This is a genomic window from Mycobacterium sp. IS-1556 (assembly GCF_001499985.1).
Taxonomy (GTDB): domain Bacteria; phylum Actinomycetota; class Actinomycetes; order Mycobacteriales; family Mycobacteriaceae; genus Mycobacterium.
This window is the reverse complement of record NZ_LQIM01000034.1, coordinates 185,597-201,132: the sequence shown is the minus strand read 5'-3', so window position 1 is coordinate 201,132 and position 15,536 is coordinate 185,597. Positions and strand designations below refer to the sequence as shown.

General features: G+C 66.5%; 9 protein-coding genes. 1 reads left to right on the top strand and 8 read right to left on the bottom strand.

Annotation, left to right across the window (positions count from 1 at the left end):
• Window positions 1-28: 28 nt before the first annotated feature.
• The 8 genes from AU187_RS17415 to AU187_RS17380 all read right to left on the bottom strand — a co-directional run bounded on the left by AU187_RS17415 (window position 29) and on the right by AU187_RS17380 (window position 15,134).
• The gene (locus tag AU187_RS17415; RefSeq protein WP_059167004.1) at window positions 29-3,985 is read right to left on the bottom strand and encodes a DNA-directed RNA polymerase subunit beta'; all 3,957 of its coding nucleotides are present in this window, start codon (window positions 3,983-3,985) and stop codon (window positions 29-31) included.
• A gap of 61 nt (window positions 3,986-4,046) precedes the next feature.
• On the bottom strand, window positions 4,047-7,532 hold the full coding sequence (rpoB, locus tag AU187_RS17410; RefSeq protein ID WP_059101518.1) for a DNA-directed RNA polymerase subunit beta: 3,486 nt from the start codon (window positions 7,530-7,532) through the stop codon (window positions 4,047-4,049).
• 418 nt (window positions 7,533-7,950) lie between these two features.
• The gene (locus AU187_RS17405) at window positions 7,951-9,858 is read right to left on the bottom strand and encodes an alpha/beta hydrolase family protein (RefSeq protein WP_059101517.1); all 1,908 of its coding nucleotides are present in this window, start codon (window positions 9,856-9,858) and stop codon (window positions 7,951-7,953) included.
• Between the two features lie 76 nt (window positions 9,859-9,934).
• Window positions 9,935-12,124, bottom strand: a complete 2,190-nt coding sequence (locus AU187_RS17400) for a molybdopterin-containing oxidoreductase family protein (RefSeq protein ID WP_059101316.1) — start codon at window positions 12,122-12,124, stop codon at window positions 9,935-9,937.
• 9 nt (window positions 12,125-12,133) lie between these two features.
• Window positions 12,134-13,219 (bottom strand): ABC transporter ATP-binding protein, encoded by a 1,086-nt coding sequence (locus AU187_RS17395; protein ID WP_059101315.1) that lies wholly within the window; start codon window positions 13,217-13,219, stop codon window positions 12,134-12,136.
• A 206-nt stretch (window positions 13,220-13,425) separates the two neighbouring features.
• A complete protein-coding gene (gene rplL, locus AU187_RS17390; protein ID WP_059101314.1) occupies window positions 13,426-13,821 on the bottom strand; it encodes a 50S ribosomal protein L7/L12 in 396 nt (131 codons plus the stop codon).
• 92 nt (window positions 13,822-13,913) lie between these two features.
• Window positions 13,914-14,441 carry a 50S ribosomal protein L10 gene (gene rplJ, locus AU187_RS17385; RefSeq protein WP_059101516.1) on the bottom strand — a complete coding sequence of 176 codons (528 nt, stop codon included), beginning with the start codon at window positions 14,439-14,441 and terminating at the stop codon, window positions 13,914-13,916.
• Between the two features lie 261 nt (window positions 14,442-14,702).
• A complete protein-coding gene (locus AU187_RS17380; protein ID WP_059101313.1) occupies window positions 14,703-15,134 on the bottom strand; it encodes an anthrone oxygenase family protein in 432 nt (143 codons plus the stop codon).
• A 68-nt stretch (window positions 15,135-15,202) separates the two neighbouring features.
• On the opposite strand from AU187_RS17380, the gene AU187_RS17375 reads away from it, so the two are divergent.
• Entirely contained in the window at window positions 15,203-15,529 is a 327-nt protein-coding gene (locus AU187_RS17375) for a winged helix-turn-helix transcriptional regulator (protein ID WP_059101312.1), read from the top strand.
• The last annotated feature ends 7 nt before the right edge of the window (window positions 15,530-15,536 follow it).

The window sequence follows — 15,536 nt, the reverse complement described above, 5'->3', positions numbered from 1 at the left end:
CCGGGGCGAGCCCGGGGCTTTCTCGTGACTAGCGGTAGTCGCTGTAGCCGTAGTCGTCCAGCGGAACCGCGGCACCGGTGGCCTGGCCGAAGTCCGGGCTGTAGTACTGATCCTCGTAGGACGAGATCGTGTACGCCGCAGCGCGGGCTTCTTCGGTCGGCTGCACCTGGATGTTGCGGTACCGGTTGATACCCGTACCGGCCGGGATCAGCTTGCCGATGATCACGTTCTCCTTCAGACCCTGCAGCTTGTCGCTGCGGCAGTTGATCGCCGCATCGGTCAGCACGCGGGTGGTCTCCTGGAACGACGCCGCCGACAGCCACGAGTCGGTGGCCAACGACGCCTTCGTGATGCCCATCAGCACCGGACGACCGGCCGCCGGCTCGCCGCCCTCGGCGACCACCCGACGGTTCTCGGTCTCGAACTCGCCACGCTCGGTCAGCGAGCCGGGCAGGAACTCCGTCGAACCCGAGTCGATGATCGTGACGCGACGCAGCATCTGCCGGACGATGACCTCGATGTGCTTGTCGTGGATCGACACGCCCTGAGCGCGGTAGACCTCCTGGACCTCCTTGACGAGGTGGATCTGCACCTCGCGCGGACCCTGGACACGCAGCACCTCGTGCGGGTCGGCCGCACCTTCCATCAGCTGCTGACCCACCTCGACGTGGTCGCCGTCGGTGAGCAGACGCTCGGTGCCGTCATCGTGCTTGAACACCTTCAGGCGCTGACGACGGGAGAGCTTGTCGTACACCACTTCCTCGCCACCATCGTCGGGAATGATGGTGATCTTGTAGAAGCGCTCGCCCTCCTCGAGCCGCACCCGGCCGGTGACGTCGGCGATCGGCGCCTTGTTCCGCGGGATGCGGGCCTCGAACAGCTCCTGCACGCGGGGCAGACCACCGGTGATGTCCTCACCGACGCCGCCCTGGTGGAACGTGCGCATGGTCAGCTGCGTGCCGGGCTCGCCGATGGACTGCGCGGCAACGATGCCGACCGCCTCGCCGATGTCGACGAGCTTGCCGGTCGCCATCGAACGGCCGTAGCACATCGCGCACACGCCGGTGCCCGTCGCGCAGGTCAGCACGGAGCGGACCTTCACCTCGGTGATGCCCGCGGCCAACAGCGCCTCGATCGCCGGGTCGCCCAGGTCGTGGCCGCGCTCGACGACCACGTTGCCCTTGGCGTCGACGGCGTCGGTGGCCAACGTCCGCGCGTAGGCCGACGTCTCGATGTGCTGATCGCGCACCAAGGCCGCATCCTTGCCGCTACCCTGCGGCTCGGCGAGCGTGACCGTGATGCCGCGCTCGGTCTCGCAGTCGGTCTCGCGCACGATGACGTCCTGGCTCACGTCGACCAGACGACGGGTCAGGTAGCCCGAGTCGGCTGTGCGGAGCGCAGTATCTGCTAGGCCCTTTCTCGCGCCGTGGGTGTTGATGAAGTACTCCAGCACCGTCAGGCCCTCGCGGAACGAGGACTTGATCGGACGCGGAATGAACTCACCCTTCGGGTTGGTCACCAGACCCTTCATGCCGGCCAGTGTCCTGGTCTGCGTGAAGTTACCCGTGGCACCCGAATCGACGATCGTGATGATCGGGTTGTCCGTCGGGTAGTGCGCCCGCAGGGCCTCGCCGACCTCTTCGGTGGCGTCCTGCCAGATCTTGACCAGTGCGTCGTTGCGCTCGTCGTGGTTGAGGGCACCGCGCTGGTACTTCTTCTCGATCTGGTCCGCTTCCTTCTCGTAGCGGTCCAGGATCTCCTGCTTCTGCGGCGGCACCAGCACGTCGGCCATCGACACGGTGACACCCGAACGGGTGGCCCAGTAGAAGCCGGCGTCCTTGAGCTTGTCCACGGTCTGCGCGACCACGATCATCGGGTAGCGCTCGGCGAGATCGTTGACGATCCGCGCCTGGACCTTCTTGTGCATCTGCTCGTTGACGAACGGATACCCCTGCGGCAGAAGCTCGTTGAAGAGCACCCGGCCTAGCGTGGTCTCCGCGGTCCAGGCGTCGCCCGGCTTCCAGCCGTCCGGGAACGTCGAGGCCTCGATGTCGGCGGGCGGACGCAGCTGCGTCAGCCGCACCCGGATCTTGGCCCGCACCGACAGCGCGCCGCGGTCCATCGCCATGATCGCCTCGGCCGGCGAGCTGTACACGCCGGTCTCCGGTTGGTCCTTGGCGGCAGACGTGAATTCGCCGGGGTCCCCGTCGATCATCGTCGTCAGGTAGTACAGGCCGGTCACCATGTCCAGACGCGGCATGGCCAGCGGTCGGCCCGACGCCGGCGACAGGATGTTGTTCGACGACAGCATCAGGATGCGAGCCTCGGCCTGCGCCTCCGCCGACAGCGGCAGGTGCACGGCCATCTGGTCACCGTCGAAGTCCGCGTTGAACGCCTCGCAGACCAGCGGGTGCAGCTGAATGGCCTTGCCCTCCACCAGCTGCGGCTCGAAGGCCTGGATACCGAGGCGGTGCAGAGTCGGTGCGCGGTTCAGCAGCACCGGATGCTCGGCGATGACCTCTTCGAGGACGTCCCACACCTGCGGACGCTGACGCTCGACCATCCGCTTGGCGCTCTTGATGTTCTGCGCGTGGTTGAGATCCACCAGGCGCTTCATCACGAACGGCTTGAACAGCTCGAGCGCCATCAGCTTCGGCAGACCGCACTGGTGCAGCTTGAGCTGCGGGCCGACCACGATGACCGAACGGCCCGAGTAGTCGACACGCTTACCGAGCAGGTTCTGGCGGAACCGGCCCTGCTTGCCCTTCAACAGATCGCTCAGCGACTTCAGCGGACGGTTGCCCGGCCCGGTGACCGGGCGGCCGCGGCGGCCGTTGTCGAACAGCGCGTCCACCGACTCCTGAAGCATGCGCTTCTCGTTGTTGACGATGATCTCGGGCGCGCCGAGATCGATCAGCCTCTTGAGCCGGTTGTTGCGGTTGATCACGCGGCGGTACAGGTCGTTGAGGTCCGACGTGGCGAACCGGCCACCGTCGAGCTGCACCATCGGCCGCAGCTCCGGCGGGATCACCGGAACCGCGTCGAGCACCATGCCCATCGGCGAGTTGGACGACTGCTGGAACGCCGCGACCACCTTGAGCCGCTTCAGCGCGCGAAGCTTCTTCTGCCCCTTGCCACTTCGGATGACCTCGCGCAGCTCTTCGGCCTCTGCCTCGATGTCGAAGTTCTCGATGAGCTTCTTGATCGCCTCGGCACCCATCGCGCCGATGAAGTACTCGCCGTAGCGGTCCTGCAGTTCGCGGTAGAGCACCTCGTCGACAATGAGCTGCTTGGGCGCCAGCTTGGTGAAGGTGTTCCAGATCTCCTCGAGCCGGTCCAGCTCACGCTGGGCCCGGTCGCGGATCTGACGCATCTCACGCTCGCCACCGTCGCGCACCTTGCGGCGCACGTCGCTCTTGGCGCCTTCCTTCTCCAGCTCGGCCAAGTCGGCCTCGAGCTTCTGCGACCGCTCGGCCAGGTCGAGATCGCGCTGATCCTCGACGGCCTTGCGCTCGACGACCATCTCCGCCTCCAGCGTGGAGAGCTCGTTGTGGCGCATCTCGTCGTCGACGGCGGTGATGACGTAGGCGGCGAAGTAGATGATCTTCTCGAGATCCTTCGGCGCCAGGTCGAGCAGGTAGCCCAGCCGCGACGGCACACCCTTGAAGTACCAGATGTGCGTGACGGGTGCGGCCAGCTCGATGTGGCCCATCCGCTCGCGGCGCACCTTGGCGCGGGTCACCTCGACGCCGCAGCGCTCACAGATGATGCCCTTGAAGCGGACGCGCTTGTACTTGCCGCAGTAGCACTCCCAGTCGCGAGTCGGTCCGAAGATCTTCTCGCAGAACAGGCCGTCCTTCTCCGGCTTCAGCGTGCGGTAGTTGATGGTCTCCGGCTTCTTGACCTCGCCGTAGGACCACTGACGGATGTCGTCGGCGGTGGCGAGACCGATCCGGAGCTCATCGAAGAAGTTGACGTCTAGCACGTAACTCCCTTTCCCCTTTCGGGACTAGAAATACTATTAGGCACCACGGCTGAGCCGTGAATTAGGCTAGGTCCTCGACGGACGCAGATTCGTTGCGCGACAAGTTGATTCCCAGGTTCGCCGCGGCGCGCTCGAGGTCCTCGTCGTCGCCGTCGCGCATCTCGATCGCGGCGCCGTCAGAAGACAGCACCTCGACGTTGAGGCACAGCGACTGCAGTTCCTTGAGCAGCACCTTGAACGACTCGGGGATGCCCGGCTCGGGGATGTTCTCGCCCTTGACGATCGCCTCGTACACCTTGACCCGGCCGACGGTGTCGTCGGACTTGATGGTCAACAGCTCCTGCAGCGTGTACGCCGCGCCGTAGGCCTGCATGGCCCAGCACTCCATCTCGCCGAACCGCTGGCCACCGAACTGCGCCTTGCCGCCCAGCGGCTGCTGGGTGATCATCGAGTACGGGCCGGTGGAGCGGGCGTGGATCTTGTCGTCCACCAGGTGGTGCAGCTTGAGGATGTACATGTAGCCGACCGTCACCGGGTACGGGAACGGTTCGCCACTGCGACCGTCGAACAGCATCGCCTTGCCGTCCTCGTCGACGAGCGTCTCGCCGTCGCGGTTGGGCAGCGTGGCCGACAGCAGACCCTGCAGCTCCGCCTCGCGGGCACCGTCGAACACCGGCGTGGAGACAATGCTTCCCGGCTCCGACTCCAGCAGCTCCTTCGGCAACGCGCTCGCCCAGTCCGGTGAGCCGTTGATCTTCCAGCCGCTCTTGGCGACCCACCCGAGGTGCGTCTCCAGAATCTGGCCGATGTTCATCCGTCGCGGCACACCGTGCGTGTTCAATATGATGTCGACCGGCGTGCCGTCGGGCAGGAACGGCATGTCCTCGACCGGCAGGATCTTGCCGATGACGCCCTTGTTGCCGTGGCGCCCGGCCAGCTTGTCGCCGTCGGAGATCTTGCGCTTCTGCGCGACGTAGACGCGGACCAACTCGTTGACGCCGGCCGGCAGCTCGTCGTCATCCTCGCGGGAGAACACCCGGATGCCGATGACCTTGCCGGACTCACCGTGCGGCACCTTCAGCGACGTGTCGCGAACCTCGCGGGCCTTCTCGCCGAAGATGGCGCGCAGCAGGCGCTCCTCCGGGGTCAGCTCGGTCTCGCCCTTCGGGGTGACCTTGCCGACCAGGATGTCGCCGTCGCGGACCTCGGCGCCGATGCGGACGATGCCGCGCTCGTCGAGGTCGGCCAGCACCTCATCGGAGACGTTCGGGATGTCCCGGGTGATCTCCTCGGCGCCCAGCTTGGTGTCGCGGGCGTCGATCTCGTGCTCCTCGATGTGGATCGAGGTGAGCACGTCCTCCTCCACCAGGCGGTTGGAGAGGATGATCGCGTCCTCGTAGTTGTGGCCCTCCCACGGCATGATCGCCACGAGCAGGTTCTTGCCCAGCGCCATCTCACCGTTCTCGGTGCACGGCCCGTCGGCGATGACCTGACCCGCCTCGACACGCTGGCCGGCGTCGACGATCGGACGCTGGTTGGCGCAGGTGCCGTGGTTGGAGCGGGCGAACTTGCGCATCCGGTAGGTGTGCCGGCTGCCGTCGTCGGCCATCACGGTGACGTAGTCGGCCGAGACCTCCTCGATCACGCCCGACTTGTCGGCGACGACGACGTCGCCGGCGTCGATCGCGGCGCGCAACTCCATGCCGGTGCCGACCAGCGGCGCCTCGCTGCGCACCAGCGGAACCGCCTGACGCTGCATGTTCGCGCCCATCAGCGCGCGGTTGGCGTCGTCGTGCTCGAGGAAGGGGATCATCGCCGTCGCGACCGACACCATCTGGCGCGGCGAGACGTCCATGTAGTCGACCTCGGCCGACGACACGTACTCGACCTCGCCGCCCTTCCGGCGGACCAGGACGCGCTCTTCGGCGAAGCGGCCCGCGTCGTCCAGCGGCGAGTTGGCCTGCGCCACGACGTGGCGGTCCTCCTCGTCGGCGGTCAGGTACTCGATGTCGTCGGTGACGACACCGTCCTTGACCTTGCGGTACGGCGTCTCGATGAAGCCGAACGGGTTGACCCGCGCGTACACCGACAGCGAGCCGATCAGGCCGATGTTCGGGCCTTCCGGGGTCTCGATCGGGCACATGCGGCCGTAGTGGCTGGAGTGCACGTCGCGAACCTCGAGGCCGGCGCGCTCACGGGACAGACCGCCCGGGCCCAGCGCCGAGAGACGACGCTTGTGGGTCAGCCCCGACAGCGGGTTGTTCTGGTCCATGAACTGCGACAGCTGGCTGGTGCCGAAGAACTCCTTGATCGCCGCCACGACCGGGCGGATGTTGATCAGGGTCTGCGGCGTGATCGCCTCGACGTCCTGGGTCGTCATGCGCTCGCGCACGACGCGCTCCATGCGCGACAGGCCGACCCGGATCTGGTTCTGGATCAGCTCACCGACCGTGCGCAGGCGACGGTTGCCGAAGTGGTCGATGTCGTCGACCTCGACGGGGACCTCGACACCGCCGGGGACGGTCATCGTCTTGTCGCCCTGATGCAGCCGCACCAGGTACTCGATGGTCGCGACGACGTCCTCTTCGGTCAGCGTGGTCGATGATGACTGCGCGGGCTCGGCAGTTATCCCGAGCTTCTTGTTGACCTTGTAGCGGCCCACGCGGGCCAGGTCGTAGCGCTTCTCCTTGAAGAACAGGTTCTCCAGCAGGGTCTGCGCGGACTCCTTGGTCGGCGGCTCGCCCGGGCGCAGCTTGCGGTAGATGTCGAGCAGCGCCTCGTCGGTGCCTGCGGTGTTGTCCTTCTCGAGCGTCGACATCATGATCTCGGAGAAGCCGAAGCGCTCGGAGATCTGCTCGTTGGTCCAGCCCAGCGCCTTGAGCAGCACGGTGACCGGCTGACGACGCTTGCGGTCGATGCGCACACCCACGGTGTCGCGCTTGTCGACGTCGAACTCCAGCCACGCACCGCGGCCGGGGATCACCTTGACGCTGTGCAGCGTCTTCTCGGTGGACTTGTCGATGCTCTCGTCGAAGTAGACGCCCGGCGAGCGGACCAGCTGGCTCACCACGACACGCTCCGTGCCGTTGATGATGAACGTGCCCTTCTCGGTCATCATCGGGAAGTCGCCCATGAAGACCGTCTGGCTCTTGATCTCGCCGGTGTTGTTGTTGATGAACTCGGCCGTGACGAACAGCGGGGCCGCGTACGTCATGTCCTTGTCTTTGCACTCGTCGACCGGCGCCTTGACCTCGTCGAAGCGCGGATCGGAGAAGGACAGCGACATCGAGCCCGAGAAGTCCTCGATCGGGCTCAGCTCGGAGAGCACCTCTTCGAGGCCGCCAACGGGCGTGTCCTCGCCGCGCAGCTTGGCCTTCTCACGCCAGGCCTCGGAGCCGATCAGCCACTCGAAGGACTCGGTTTGAACATCAAGAAGCCCGGGAACCTCGAGGGGCTCACGCAGCTTTGCAAAGGAAATTCGGTTTGGTGCTCCTGGGACGGAGTTTTTAGTAGCTTCTGCTGTCTTGCTTGGGCGGGACCCTGCCAAGATGCATCCTTCCAGCACCTCATGCGACTCTGAAGGGGCCGGTACCACCGGATCCTCATGTGCCGCGATATCTGCGTCGGTTCGGCCGGCCACTCACGACCACGAACTTCCCGAACGCACGGCACGCGACTAGATCACTGAGCGGGGCTCAGGCTAGGACATCGGTGTCAGGTGCGGGTTTTAGGTGGGCAGGATGCAGCCAGCGCAACGTCCAACAGTACCGCAGGACGGCGTATTCCTCAACCACCGCGCGCCGGGGTCTAGCGGGCGCTGGCTGGCGTCCTTTACCCGTGCACACATGCTGACCAACAGATTGGCCCCTCAACGGCCGTCCGTCAAGAGATAACACGGTGTTTGGTGTGGAGTTTTACGGTCCGCGGGACGTCGCGGCACCGGTCCGGCCGAGCCGGCGGTTCCCTCACGCGGCGATCGTGTCACTGCAGTTTCCGACGCCGGAAGTGCCGACTGATGCACCCTCGCACACCGGGTCGAAGGTGAAGAACCCGTTGGCCAGCGACATGAACGGCTGCAGGAAGTTCAGCCAGAACGGCTTGGTCAGCGTGTTGGGCAGCGCCACCACGGAGGCCTCGCCGGCCGGGGTGTCGAAGCTGGCCCGCTCGCCGAGCTCGAGGTAGATGCCCGTTTCGGTGTTGCCGGCGAACATGTCGTTGACCCACCCGACCATCAGCATCTGCGCCGCGGCGGCGTTCTCGGGCTGCGAGAACCCGGCGACCAACTCCTGGGCGAACTGGATCAGCGGGTTGCCGCCCCGCATGGTGTCGACGTGCGAGCCGTTGACCAGCGTCACGCCCACGAACTTGCCCGGCCGCGCCGCGACCAGCGCGTCGAGCCCGGCGCCGAAGTTGTTCCACATATAGACCGGCGCCGCGAGCTGATAGATCGGGATGTCGAGCGGAACCTTCTTCAGCGATGCCGGCATCCGAGCCGGGTCGCCCAGCGCGACGCCGTCGAGCAGTACGACGCCGGCGAGCCTGTCGACGGTTCCGTCGTCGACCATGTGGCCCGCCATGCCCGATACCGCACCGCCGCCCAGCGAGTGGCCCATCAGCACGACGCGGTCGGGGATGGGACCGTTGTAGCCCGCCGCCTGCGCGCTGTCCGCCAATGCCGTGTTGTTCTCGTCGAGCAGTCCCGCCATCGCCTCGTGCATCGGCGCGCCACCGAGCCAGCAGGCATCGGCGGCGAAGAAGTTCGAGGTGATCGACGGCGCCACCACGATGCTGTTCGTCTGCTCGGCCAGCGCCGCCGCGGTGTGGCTGTACCAGGGGCCGCTCGCTAGGAAGCCGTGCTGCAGATAGATCAGCCGGTCCGGCGGTGGCTTCCCGACCTCGGTCTTGGGGATGTACCAGTCCGCGGGTACCTCTTGACCTTCGCCTTCTTCGCACGCGCAGTCGATTCGCAGCGACGAGGAGCGCACGGTGACGGTGCTGTTCGGCGGGAGGATCGGTGGGCCGCCGAAGATCCGGGTGGCGATCGCGTAGAGGTCGAACACGATCGTGCCGATCACCCTGATGATGCCGGGCAGCTGTGGCGCGGTCGCGGTGGCCGTCGCCGCGAGAGGGGCCGACGCGAACGCCACCGCCTGCACTTCGGGTTCTTCGATGTTCTCGACGACCTTGTCAAGGGCGATCGTCGTGGTCTGCTCGACGGCGGGCTGGACGGTCGCGTTGTCGATTTCCGTTTCGATGACGGGCTTCTTCTCGGCCTCGGGTGTGACGGTGGCGTCCTCGGCCGCTGTGGTGGCCGTGGCCGTGACGTTCGCCGTGACCGCAGTGCTCGTCTGCTTGGTGGTGTGGTCGCTGTTGGAGCGGGCCTTTGTGACGACGTCATCTTCGGCGGTGACGACGTCGTCGTCGGTCGCCGCGTCGTCGATGGTCACCTCCTCCTCGGTGGTCCCCTTCTCCTCGGTGGTCCCCTTCTCCTCGGTGGTCCCCGCCTCGGTGGTCCGGTCGTCGGTCGTCGCGTCGTCTTTGGGGTCCTTTGCATCGGCGTCGTCGGAATCCGTCGCGTCGTCCTTCGTGTCCTTCGCCTCGTCCTTCGGGTCGGCGGAGTCCGCCCCCTCGGCTGAGTCCGTCCTGTCGTCGGAGGCCGTCCCGTCGTCGGAGCTGCCGGCACCCGTCGCGCCGCTACTCGGTGAATCCTTCTTGCTGTCAGTCGAATTCGACGACTGGGAGCTCTTCGAACCGCTGGCGTCCGACGACGAACCGTCGTCGGCGATCGCCACGCCGGTACCCGCGAGCATCGCTGCCGTCATACCGGCGGTGACCACCCCGGCGCTCAACCACACCAACAACCGGTCGACCATGACCTCTCCCTGTTCGACGACGCGAGAAAGATAACGTCCGTAGTCGCTACGGGAATGCGTTTCGCCGAGGCTCAACTCATGCAGGGGTATCGGCGCGTTCGACACGCACCGGCACACCGGTCAACCGGGCCATGCCGGCCAAGCTCTCGATGTCGGCCGGATCGCTCGACATGAGCCGATTGACGTTGGCCCCGCCGGCGTCATTGGCCACCCGCCAACCGGCGGTGCCCCTGTGCCCCCAGCCGTGCGGAACCGCGACCACGCCGGAGACGATGTCCTTGGTGACGACGACCGGCAGCTCGATCTCGCCGTGCGGCGACGCGATCCGCACCGTGTCGCCGTCGACGATGTGCGCAGCGGCCGCATCGTCGACGTGGATGCGCGCCTGATGGGTGCGCTCGCCGCGCATCAGCAGCGGCGAGTTGTGCAGCCAGGAGTTCTCCGACCTCGCCTCGCGCATGCCGATCAGCCGCATCGGGTAGCCGTCGGGAACGCTGCGCCGCGACAGCTTGTCCACCTCGGCGGCGATCTCGTCGTGGCGCAACCGGATCCGGCGGCCGCGGTACACGACGGTGTCGCGCAGCACGCCGTCGCGCAGATTGTCGGCAAGCACGGCGCCATGCGGATGGCGGCCGGTGAGCTTGGTGAAGCTCAACCCACGGCGCAGGCCGAACCGGTCACCGCCCTCACCCAGCCGGATCACCGCATCGACGAGCAGGCGGGGACTCAGTCGAACACCGAACACGGACAACGCTTTCCGCATGCCGGCGAGTGCCGCCAGCCCGGGCGTCGACCGCCACATCCTGGCGGCGAGGTCGTCGATGATCTCCCACTCGGCACGCGCCTGCCCCACCGGCGCGACGACGGCCTCGGTGGCCTGCCGGAACGGTGTGGGCTGCAGGGTCTGGAACGGCAGCGGGAAGTCGTCGCGCTCGTACATCGACGTCGCGGGCAGCACATAGTCGCAGTGCGCCAGCGTCTCGTTGACGTAGAGGTCGATACCGACCATCAGCTCCAACGACTCCAGCGCACTTTCCAATTCGTCGCCGTTGGGCACCGACAGCACCGGATTGCCTGCCCCGACGAACAGCGCCCTGACCTGGCCGCGGCCCGGCGTGGTGATCTCCTTGGCCATCACGCCTGCGGGTTCCGAACCCAGAACGGACGGGAAGCCGCCGATGCGCGAGCGCCTGCGGGAGTAGACGGCGCGCAACAGCGCACCGCCCGCCTTGTTCAGCCACCGCTCCCCGGGCACGCCCAACCGGCCGAACATGCTGCCGCCGGGCACGTCGAGGTTGCCGGCCACCAGGTTGACGGCGTCGAGCAGATACGTCGTCAGTGTTCCGTTCTCCCCGGTGCTGGTGCCGACCCTGCCGTACACCGCGGCCCGTTCGGTGCGGGCCAGGTCGCGGGCCAGCGAGCGGACGGTCTCGGGTTCGATCCCGGTGTGCGGTTCGGTCGCCTCGGGGCTGAACGGCCGGGCCAGTCGCTCCAGCCAGGCGCCGCCGTCGGCCTGCGATGCGAGTCGTTGCCGGTCGACCAGGTTCTCCGCGAACATCACGTGCAGCAGCGACAGCAGCAGATAGGCGTCGCCGTCGGGGACGATGCCCAGCCACTCGAACTGGGCGGCGGTTTCGGTCTTGCGGGGGTCGATCACCAGCACCCGGCCGCCACGCTTCACGATGTCGTGCATGCGGTCCCTGATCCGGGGCACGGTCAGCACGCTGCCGTGCGAGATGACCGGGTTCGCGCCGATGACGACGAGCAGGTCCGTGCGCAGCACATCGGGCACCGGCAGCGCCAGCGGCGACCCGTAGAGCAACTGGCTGGCCACGAAGCGGTTGTTCACGTCCTGCGAGCCGGCGGTGAACACGTGCAGGCCGAGCCCGAACCCGGCCATCAGCGTCGTCAGGCTCAGCGTGTACGAGTAGCTGAACGCGCCCGGGTTACCGAAGTACCAGCCGATGGCTCCCGCGCCGTGGGTTCGGTGGATGGCGCCGAGCCGTGTGGCGATGTCGGACATCGCCTCGTCCCAACTGACTGTTTCGAAGCCGCCGTCGGGGCGCCGTCGCAGTGGGGTGGTGACGCGGTCGGGGTCGTTGACGACCTCGCTGAACGCGATGCCCTTCTGGCAGGCGAACCCCGCCGAGAGCGGATGGTCCCTGTCGGGGCGCAGTGCGGTGAGGCGGCCGTCCTCGACGGTCGCGATCATGCCGCACAGCGGCTCGCAGATCCGGCAGAACGTCGGTTTGTTCTCGACGCCCACCAGCGTGGCTTACTGTTGCGCGCGCGGTATGGCGCCGGTCGGCGCCTCTTCGTCGACCGTGCGGTGCCGGGCGGTTTCGTCGTCGACGTCGGGGATCGAATGCGCCTGGTACCGGTGCGTGCCCTCGAGGTCGTCGCGGATGGCTTCCTGCGCCTTGGGCGGCAGCGTGTGCATGATCTCGCGCACCCGGGCCTGGCGGCGGTAGACCGCCTGGCGCTCCGGCATGCCGGGCGTCGCCTGGATCTGCGGCGGCACACCCTCGATCTCCTCGACGCCACCGTCGTGGTGGCCGGCGTCGATCATGGCCTGCTCTTCGGCCATCGTCGACTCGTCCTTCTCCTCGGACATGCCGATCGGACCGATACGGCGACCGTTGAGGAACTGACGGACCACGGGCTCGTCGCTGGTCAGCAGCACCTCGCGCGGACCGAACATCACCAGGTGCTTGCGGAACAGCATGCCCATGTTGTCCGGCACTGTGCGCGCGATGTTGATGTTGTGCGTCACGATCAGGATCGTGCAGTCGATCTGCGCGTTGATGTCGATCAGCAGCTGGCTCAGGTACGCGGTACGCACCGGGTCCAGACCCGAGTCGGGCTCGTCGCAGAGGATGATCTGCGGGTCGAGCACCAGCGAGCGGGCCAGGCCCGCACGCTTGCGCATACCGCCGGAGATCTCGCCGGGGAACTTGTTCTCGTCGCCGGCCAGACCGACCAGCTCGAGCTTCTCCATGACGATCTGGCGGATCTCGCTTTCCTTCTTCTTGGTGTGCTCACGCAAGGGGAAAGCGGTGTTGTCGTAGAGGCTCATCGAGCCGAACAGCGCACCGTCCTGGAACATCACGCCGAACAGCGTGCGGATCTCGTAGAGCTCCTTGGCGGTGCACTGGATGACATCGGTGCCGTCGACGATGATCTTGCCGCGCTCCGGACGCAGCAGCCCGATCAACGACTTCAAGAACACGGATTTGCCGGTACCGGACGGGCCGAGCAGAACGCTCACCTCGCCCGGCGGCAGGTCGAATGTGACGTCCTCCCAGATTCGCTGGGGGCCGAAGGACTTGGTCAGTCCTTCAATCTGAATTCCAATGCCCACGCTCGCGATCCTTCCGCCAGTCATCGTCACGCCACTCGCTTGCCCGCTTGTGGCTTGAGTCACTGTAGCCTACGCCTCCTGGCCACAACACTCGTCTGCGGTCAGATTGTGACGCATCCGCGAGACGACTGTGGGGCCGACCCATTTGCTGGATCGACCCCACAGTTGTGGTATTGCCGGCTCGCCGGCAAGCGGTTACGCAGGTGCTACTTGACGGTGACCGTCGCGCCCGCGGCCTCGAGCTTGGCCTTGGCATCGTCGGCGGCCGCCTTGTCGACCTTCTCGAGCAGCGGCTTGGGAGCGCCGTCGACGAGGTCCTTGGCCTCCTTGAGGCCCAGGCCGGAGACGATCTCGCGGACGACCTTGATGACGCCGATCTTCTTGTCGCCGGCACCCTCGAGGATGACGTCGAACTCCGACTGCTCCTCAGCGGCCTCGGCGGGGGCACCACCGGCAGCGGCACCGGGGGCCGCGGCGACGGCGACCGGAGCAGCGGCGGTGACCTCGAAGGTCTCCTCGAACTTCTTGACGAACTCGGAGAGCTCCAGCAGCGTCAGTTCCTTGAACGCGTCGAGCAACTCGTCGGTGGACAGCTTGGCCATCGTGTGGTCCTTTCTGATTTCTTACTTCTTCGTTAGGCGATTTGTGGAGTGTTAGCGGCGGTCAGCGCCGGTGCGGCTCCACAAGTCGGGGGTTAAGCGGCTTCCTCGCCGGCTTTCTTCTCTTGCAGAGCTGCGGCCAGCCGGGCGACCTGCGACGCCGGAGCGTTGAACAGACCGGCGGCCTTGGACAGGTTCGCCTTCATCGCGCCGGCCATCTTGGCCAGCAGCACCTCGCGCGACTCCAGGTCGGCGATGCGCTCGACCTCGGACACGCTCAGCGGGCGGCCGTCCATATAGCCGCCCTTGATGACGAGGGCCTTGTTGTCCTTGGCGAACTTCTTGATCGCCTTGGCGGCGTCGACGGCCTCGCCCTTGACGAACGCGATCGCGGTGGGACCGACGAACAACTCGTCGAGCCCCTCGATGCCCGCCTCCGCCGCAGCACGCTTGACCAGCGTGTTCTTGGCGACCGTGTAGGTGGCGGAATCACCGAGCGAGCGGCGCAGGTCTTTGAGGTTGGCCACCGTCAGCCCGCGGTACTCGGTGACGAGCGTCGCCGAAGCCTCCTTGAACTGCTCGGCGATGTCGGCAACCGCGGTGGCCTTGTCAGCCTTGGCCATGCATGCCTCCTCGTGGATGGGAACCATCGGCCGAGAAAGGATGAGGGACCGGAAACGACGAACGCCCCGACGCAGACAGGTCGGGGCGCACACGTGACGTACTAGCCTCGTCCTCCTGCGTGGGCCGCCCGGGGATCCGGGACCTTCAACCGATTGCTCGGTGACCGACGGTCTTCGGTGGAACGTCGACCAGAATAGCCTGCTGCCCACTCATCAGCCAAAACGCGTGGTTTCGGTGTCCGAACAGTCGCTGAGCGACGGTTACGACACCGAAATCACCAGCAACGCGTACAGCACGATCAACAGGGCGACCCGCAGCCCGTGCAGCCGGTCCCACCGACGGGCCAGGTCGCGGTCGACATCGTCGGCATCAGCCCAGCGGCCGATGCGATTGTTGATCGGCACCATCAGCATCACGGTCACGAGTACGACGACAGCCATCAGCGCGGCAGCCGCCGTCACGAGCCAGGCCGGCCGCAGGATCACGGCCGCCACCACAAGCACCACCAGCGTCGCGATGTACCAGAACGGCATGACCCGTCCCAGCACACGGCTCCCATCGGCGCGAGCCTGACCGAACGCGCCGTCGGGAAGTCGACCGAAGATCGGGTTGGTGAACGCGGCCACGGCGATCTCGACTCCGACCATCGGGCCGGCGATCAGCAGGGCAGCGATCTCGATGATTTCCCTCATGTCTCGACCGTGCCCGCTAAGCTGACACAAAGCAAGGTACTGACAAATTTGTCAGCTCAGGAGGGCGCATGGCGGTATCGAAGAAGGGTGTCAACGAGTGCCCGATCGACACCGCGCTGACGGTCATCGACGGGCGTTGGAAGGGCACCATCCTGTGGCGGCTGCAGGACGGGCCGATGCGCACCGCCGAGTTACGCCGCAGCATTCCCGACATCACCGAGCGGATGCTCATCCGCCACCTGCATGAACTCGTCGACGACGGCATCATCGACCGACACGACGCTCGGACCGTGCCGCCCTGCGTGCACTATTCGATCTCGGAGTACGGCATGACGCTTGCGCCGGTGCTGCAGAGTTTGTGCGACTGGGGGCGAAAGCACATGACGCGCAGTTGATTCCGCG